At 64.0% G+C, this 6454-nt stretch carries 5 protein-coding genes and 2 pseudogenes; 4 read left to right on the plus strand and 3 right to left on the minus strand.

Going from position 1 to position 6454, the window contains the following annotated elements:
- Positions 1 to 20 precede the first annotated feature (20 nt).
- Together J7E68_RS14005 and J7E68_RS19895 are read left to right on the plus strand one after the other, a co-directional pair.
- Positions 21 to 878, plus strand: a complete 858-nt coding sequence (locus J7E68_RS14005; protein ID WP_311416988.1) for an MFS transporter — start codon at positions 21 to 23, stop codon at positions 876 to 878.
- A 69-nt stretch (positions 879 to 947) separates the two neighbouring features.
- The gene (locus tag J7E68_RS19895; RefSeq protein WP_251048993.1) at positions 948 to 1784 is read left to right on the plus strand and encodes a CoA ester lyase; all 837 of its coding nucleotides are present in this window, start codon (positions 948 to 950) and stop codon (positions 1782 to 1784) included.
- Between the two features lie 105 nt (positions 1785 to 1889).
- On the opposite strand, the pseudogene J7E68_RS19900 reads toward J7E68_RS19895, so the two are convergent.
- Positions 1890 to 3014 (minus strand): annotated as a pseudogene (locus J7E68_RS19900) (asparaginase); the annotation flags it as partial.
- 154 nt (positions 3015 to 3168) lie between these two features.
- A complete protein-coding gene (locus J7E68_RS14015) occupies positions 3169 to 4077 on the minus strand; it encodes a LysR family transcriptional regulator (protein WP_215173563.1) in 909 nt (302 codons plus the stop codon).
- A gap of 300 nt (positions 4078 to 4377) precedes the next feature.
- Between J7E68_RS14015 and J7E68_RS14020 the strand changes: the two genes are divergently transcribed.
- Positions 4378 to 4764, plus strand: coding sequence for a hypothetical protein (locus J7E68_RS14020; RefSeq protein ID WP_215173564.1), 387 nt, complete (start codon positions 4378 to 4380; stop codon positions 4762 to 4764).
- Positions 4765 to 4989: 225 nt separating this feature from the next.
- Here J7E68_RS14020 and J7E68_RS14025 read toward each other — a convergent pair whose 3' ends face one another.
- Entirely contained in the window at positions 4990 to 5895 is a 906-nt protein-coding gene (locus J7E68_RS14025) for a helix-turn-helix transcriptional regulator (RefSeq protein WP_215173565.1), read from the minus strand.
- Between the two features lie 257 nt (positions 5896 to 6152).
- On the opposite strand from J7E68_RS14025, the pseudogene J7E68_RS14030 reads away from it, so the two are divergent.
- Positions 6153 to 6454, plus strand: a pseudogene (locus tag J7E68_RS14030) (hypothetical protein); the annotation flags it as partial.

A 6454-nucleotide genomic window follows, 5' to 3' on the forward strand; every position in this document is an offset into this window, starting at 1 on the left:
CGCTCGGTATTGCGTGGGCGGTGGGGTTCGCGTCCGCCTTCGGCGTCGGACTGCTCCTTCGCACCGTGCCGGACATCGGCTGGTCGCTCATTCTGATCTCCGCTGCCGTCCCTGCCGGAATCGTGTTCTTCATCCGCATGGGTATTCCGGAATCCCCCCGGTGGCTAATGCAGACAGGGCGCGTTGAGCGAGCCCGGGAGATCGTATCCGCCCGAATTGGCGCGAACGTCGACCTGCCGCTCGTCACCACCACCATCGCGGCTTCGAAGTCCGGACGGCCTTCGCTCGTCCGCAACGGAATGTTCCGGAACACTTTCATCGCGTGCATGGCCTACGCCGTGGGTACGATGCCGAACTTCGCGCTCGGGACGTTCTCCCCGCAGGTGCTCACCACCCTCGGAGTGGAAGACCCGTACCTCGGCGCGCTCGGATACAACGTGTGCATGGCCATCGGCGCTTTCGCGGGCTACTTCCTCATTGATCGGTTCGGTCGCAAGACGCTGCTGTTCGGTGGGTTCCTCATCGCGGCTGCCCTTCTGGCGCCGATGGCGCTCGTCGTCAACCTGTCCCCGACGCTGTCTGTCGCCCTCTTCGCGATCTTCGCCCTCATCATCGTCTCGACAGGCAACGTCGTGTACGCCTACCCGGCAGAGCTTTTCCCGACCGAAGTGCGTGGTCGTGGCGTCGGGCTTGCCGTGGCAGCGAGCCGACTCGGATCCGCGACCGTCACCTTCTTGCTGCCGATCCTGGTCGCATCGTTCGGTATCGCCACCGCGCTGGGCGTCATCATCTGCCTGCTCGTCTTTGGTGGTGTTGTCGGCTTCATCTGGGGGCCGGAAACGGCCCGACGTGACTTGGACGCAGCCGCACGCCTATAGCCGTATTCACAGGAGGGCAGCTGACCAGCTGCCCTCCTTTCACGCGCTCCGACTACAGGAAAGAGACCCATGGCTTCAAACATCGTCACGCACGCGACCGTCGGAACAGACATTGCACGGTCGTGGCTTCTAGTCGCCGCGCACTCTGAGGAGGATCTGCGCGCAGGCGTGACCTCCGACGCCGACCAGGTCGTAATCGACTTGGAGGACGGTGTGCCGCAGGCGCTGAAGGCGCACGCCAGGGACCATGCGCGCCGTGTCTTGACTGCAGGTGCGCAAGCGTGGGTGCGCATCAACAGCGTCGAGACCGATGAGTGGCGGAAAGATCTCGATGCCCTCCGTGGCGCGCCAGGGGTGCGTGGACTGGTGGTGGCGAAGGCCGAGTCGGCGCGGGATGTTGACGCTGTTGTCTCGGCCTCCGAACTCCCCGTCATCGCGCTGGTCGAATCTGCGCTTGGTATCGCACGTGCACTGGAGATCGCGACAGCGGACGGCGTGGTGCGTCTGGCGTTCGGCAGCGGAGACTATCGCCGCGATACCGGTGCGAGTGACTCGGAACTTGCCATGTCGTTTCCCCGCAGTAGCCTCGTGGTCGCAAGTCGAGCAGCGAAGCTCCCCGGGCCGATTGATGGCCCCACCGTCGGGCGTGACCGAGAGATCATGTTCTCTCAGTCCCGTGCGGCGCTGGATCTGGGAATGACGGGAAGGTTGTGTCTGTCGGTGCACCAGGCCGCGGCTTTCAATGATCTGGCCCGCCCCAGCACCAGCGATGATGTGTGGGCGCGAACGTTCTTGCAGGAGTTCCAGCGTCGAGGTGGGGCTGTTCGGGATGGCAGTGAGCTTCCCCGGATCCATCGCGCGCAGAGCATCCAGCGGCTCGTCGCGGCATTCGGGGTACGCGACTAGACGGACAGAGGCCCCGTGGGAGTGACCCGCGGGGCCTCTGCGGGAGCAGTCCAGCGCAGCCGAGTAGTCGAACTCTCGGTCGCCGATGCTGCGGAACCAGTCGCTCACCTGGTTGCGGTCATCCGTGAACGTCAGCGACAGCTGCAACAGCAGGCGGGCCTTCTGAGGCAGGAGGTCGCCGGCCCCAATGGCACCCGACTCGGGGTCACTGTATGTTCCCTCCCCGGTGGTGCGGGTGGCGGCCACGACGGTCACGTCGGTCAGGCCCTCCAACGCGGCGTTCTGCGCGGCCGACATGTTTCCCGGGCCATGCCCTGCCGTGATGATGCCCTCAGCGTTCGAAGCGGCGCCGGTGACAGTGTCGGGGGATGCGTCGACGTAGCCGCTGATGATCTCGACACGGGCGAGATCGGCTGCGGAGATCGTGCTCAGATCGAACGGCGTCGCCCACTCAGGGGTACCGCAGTCGGTGACGCGTGCCGGTGCACGCATGGTCCGGATCACGTCCTCGTTGACAACTCCCAGAGCGCCATACGGGCCGCCTTCGAACGTGTCCATCCGGTACCCGTCAGTCTTGGTGACATCGCGAGCACTGAAGAACTGGTCGTTCATCAGCACAACAGTGCCGTAGCAGGTGGTCTTGCCACTTGCAGCGAGACGGATGGAGCTGAACACGTTCGTGTATCCGTCGTAGGTGAACGTGCCGTACTGGTGCATGGCGCCGGTTACGATGACCGGCTTCGGGGACTGGACCGTGAGGTCGAAGAAGTAGGCATCCTCTTCCAGCACGTTCGTCCCGCCCGTCACGACGACAGCATCTACGTCATCGTTCGCGAGCTGGGTGTCGATGGCACGGGACACCGTGTAGAGGATCTCATCGGTGACAGCAGAAGACGAGCCCAGCGACGCGGTCTCTACGACACTGACGTTCGCGACGCTCTCCAACTCAGGGTAGAGGTCGCCGACGATGGTGGTCAGGCCCCCGTCGACATCTTCCGCGTAGTGCTGGTAGCTGATGCGGTCTTCTGCAGTGGAGCTGAGAGTGCCGCCCGCGTCGATGACGACGACGTTCGGGAGGTCTTCGGATGCGGGTGCGACGGGGGTGGGTGTGGCATCAATCGGGGGAAGGCTTTCGGCGCCAGGGTCGCTGGTTGCGGTGCAACCGGAGAGGATGATGCCGCCGAGCGTGACGGCAGCGAGGGTGGCTGTGAGAGCGGTACTGCGCTTCATTTCGGGAACTCCTAAGAGAGGTGCACATGCACCAGGCTGTGTGTGGAAGAGCCCGTCCGGACGAGCGATGCCCACTTTCCCAAGCACCCGTTTCTTCGGTGTTACATGGAGGGCGCTTCATATGAAGTAGTTGATGCACCTCGCTCACCTGACGTTAAGGATTTCTTTCGTTTAGCGGTTCGCTGTTCGCAGTGGCGGTCGCTGCACGCAGCAGTGCGAGAAGGGCGCCGGACTGCAGGTCGGGACGGGTGGCAATCCGCAGTTGCATCGCCGGGTGTGGCGGGGACAGCGGGAGCAGAACCGTCCCTTCTTGCCGGAGGGCGGTGGCGTAGCCGGGGATTACGAGGATTCCGTAGCCAGCAGCGACCCACGAGGCCCCGTGGTAGCCCTGCATGGTGATGACGACGTCATCGAGAGGCACGCCTTCGCGGGTGAATGCGGTGAGGATCGTGTCGACCTCGATGCGTGCCCTGCCCCGGTCGGGGAGGAGGAGCCGTTCGCCTTCCAACTGGGTCCACTGAACCTCCTCCTGTTCGGCGAGGGGATGCGATGCGGGAAGGCACACATGCAGGTAATCGACGCCCAGAGGCCACGAGGTGAGTCCGTCAGGAGGAGTGGTGCTGCGGAAGATGGCGGCGTCGAGTTCGTCGGCGCGGAGCATTTCCAACTGCTGTTCGTCCCACAGCTCGTCCACGACCACGGTCACGCCGGGATGATCACTGCGGAAGCGTTGGATGACGGACGGCACCAGTCCGATGAGTGAGGACGAGTTCACTCCGAGGCGCAGCAGCTCGTTCGTGCCGCGGGCGGCTTCGTCGACGATGGTGCTGAGTCGGTGGTAGGACTCGACGATTTCGCGAGCGCGGGGGAGGAGGCTCTGCCCCGCGGGGGTGAGCACGACTCGGTGTGAGGACCGCGAGACGAGGCGGTGGCCGAGTTCATCCTCGAGCTTGCGAATCTGTTGGCTCAACGCGGGGCGGGTGATGTGAAGCCGGGCCGCTGCGCGAGCGAAGTTCCTCTCCTGCGCGACGGCAACGAAGTACTCCAGTCGGGACACTGACATAGCCGCTCCATTCAGCCGGGTCGCGCGGGACCGCGTCGGATGAGCGATGGTAACTCCATCACGTTGCTCGAATGTTTCGTCAGCTGTGAGAGAGTCGTCGGAATCGCACGGCAGGGGGACGCGTGGTTGGATTTTGGAGGAGTGCCCGGGGAGAACTGGTTCGATTCCGGCGACGGCGAGACGAGTCCATGCGGGTACGTCTGGGCTTGGAGCCACCGACAAAGCGCACGCGCGCAGGTACGAAAGCGAAGGCTCGCGCGGTGCTTGCGAATGAGTTCGCACAAAGCCGCGGCTAATCACATGAGAGTGCTCGTCGATTCGGTGAAGCGGGGGCAGGCGACTGTTGCAGCGTGGACGCTGACCCGAGCGACTATCGAGTCTCTCGGGCGGGTGAACTTGCTGCTGAATGCCGACACGGAACTCGATGTGCTGTCACGTCACGTGTCGCTGATCCGTGGAGAGTTGAAGTTCGCGCGGCACAGCGTGCACATCATTCGAGATGTCGGGGCGCTCGACGTCGGCGAGTACCTGGCGAACCTGCGGACCATGATCCGGCAGATCGGCGGGGCCATAGTCGCCCCGCCCAGCTACACCGGCTGGCGACCGCGCTTCTCGAGGAAGCGGCACCCCGCAACGGGACACGGACCAGGTACTCGCAGCTGTCCGGCGTTGCGCACAGCGAGCTAACCGGTGCGCAGATGTTCCTCAGCCCTCAGGTCGGGCTGATACTCCGCCTGTGCTTCTGGTCGAAGCGGCGCACATGGTGACTGCCACGGGGATCGTGGTCGGAGACAAGCTGCCATGTTCATGTCTCACCGTCGTCGGTGGCTGCCGCACGTTGGGACAGGGCGCTGGAGGCGGCCTTCTCACTGCGCACGGGACCGAAGTAACTAGGGCATATGCCCTGCCGAGTCATCTACCTGATGCAGGCGACGACGATGGCGTGGGTGCCGTGCCCGGAGGAAGCGCGTGATCCGCTCCCCACGAGGCGAGGAGCTGCAGACGCTCTGCAGACGGCGATCCCTTGTCTGCGGTATAGATCATCATGATGTTCCCGGGTTCCGCACTGATGGAGAACTCTTCGAAACTGAACTCGAGCGCTCCGACGACAGGGTGGTGGAACCGCTTGATCCCGGGAACATGGGTGCGTACGTCGTGCCTGGCCCAGAGGGTTCGAAAGACCTTGCTGCGGGTCGACAGCTCTCCAATGAGCGAATGCAGCGTCTTGTCCAGCGGGTGGCGCCCTGCTTCCGCTCGCATGATCCCGACGCACATGCTCGCGTACAGATCCCAGTCAGGGTAGAAGTCGCGGGAGGCAGGGTTGAGGAACTGGAAGCGAGCGAAGTTGGGGGCCGTGGCCTGGTCGCCGATGAGCGGGGCATAGAACAACCGCCCGAGGTCGTTGACGGCGACGAGATTCTGTCGCGGGTCTCGAACGAACGCGATTCCTTCGACGACGGAACCCAGGGCTTTGAGTAGGCTCGCGCGAGGTGCGTCTCGAGTGGCTTCCGGGTTGCTGCGATGGGCAGCGGGTCGGCTTCCGGCGGTTCGCGCAAGGTCGTACAGGTGCGCTGTTTCGATCTCGTCGAGCTGCAGTGCTTTGCAGACTGCGTCAAGGACCGGCACGGATGCGCTGGCGATGGCGCCTCGTTCCAGCTTCGCGTAGTACTCCTCGCTAACGCCCGCCATCGCCGCTACTTCACCTCTGCGCAGACCAGGCACGCGGCGGTTCTGATGCGCCGGTATGCCGACTTCGTGGGGGGTGAGCCGTGCGCGACGGCTCATGAGGAACTCGCGCACCTCCGCCCGGTTATCCATGTCTCGAGGATAAGCCGCCGCTGACGCGCTCAGGCATGCCCTGGCAGTACACCTCAAGACCCCTTGAAAACAGACGCATCGGAGGCCGCGCTGCCTTTGGATTGTGATCGGACCGTCGGTTCTCAGTTGAAGAGATCCCATTTAGTGGGATAGTGTCACATATCACCAGTTGGGTGCCCGCCCGATCTCCCGCGATATCTAAGACTCGATGGGCGGCGCCCGTAGAACTACCCGAACTCTCGAGGAAGAGAAGGTTCATGTCGAAAACCACCGGTACTCTCGCCGAACTGCCGTCGGAGACGCGCACCCTCGCGGTCGGCGCCGGGCGAGGCCGCAAGAGCGCGCCGCGGAAACTTCGTTCCATCGCCTGGTCCGCGGTGCCCGCCCTCGTGTTCGTCGCCATCGTCGCTGCGTGGGCAGGTCTCGTCGCCATCTTCGATATTCCTGCGTATCTACTTCCTGGCCCGGCGGCTGTCGCAGAACGGTTGGTCGTGGACTTTCCCAGCCTCTGGGAACAGACGACATCCACGCTGGTCGTGTTGAGTATCGGTCTCGTCCT

It is taken from the genome of Microbacterium sp. ISL-103, assembly GCF_018613995.1.
GTDB lineage: Bacteria > Actinomycetota > Actinomycetes > Actinomycetales > Microbacteriaceae > Microbacterium.

What these genes read in the sequence shown, in the direction of transcription:
- J7E68_RS19895 (WP_251048993.1), top strand. Translation starts at nt 948, where the DNA reads ATGGCTTCAAACATCGTCACGCACGCGACCGTCGGAACAGACATTGCA.
- J7E68_RS14020 (WP_215173564.1), top strand. Translation starts at nt 4,378, where the DNA reads ATGAGAGTGCTCGTCGATTCGGTGAAGCGGGGGCAGGCGACTGTTGCA.
- J7E68_RS14025 (WP_215173565.1), bottom strand. Translation starts at nt 5,895, where the DNA reads ATGGATAACCGGGCGGAGGTGCGCGAGTTCCTCATGAGCCGTCGCGCA.
- J7E68_RS14015 (WP_215173563.1), bottom strand. Translation starts at nt 4,077, where the DNA reads ATGTCAGTGTCCCGACTGGAGTACTTCGTTGCCGTCGCGCAGGAGAGG.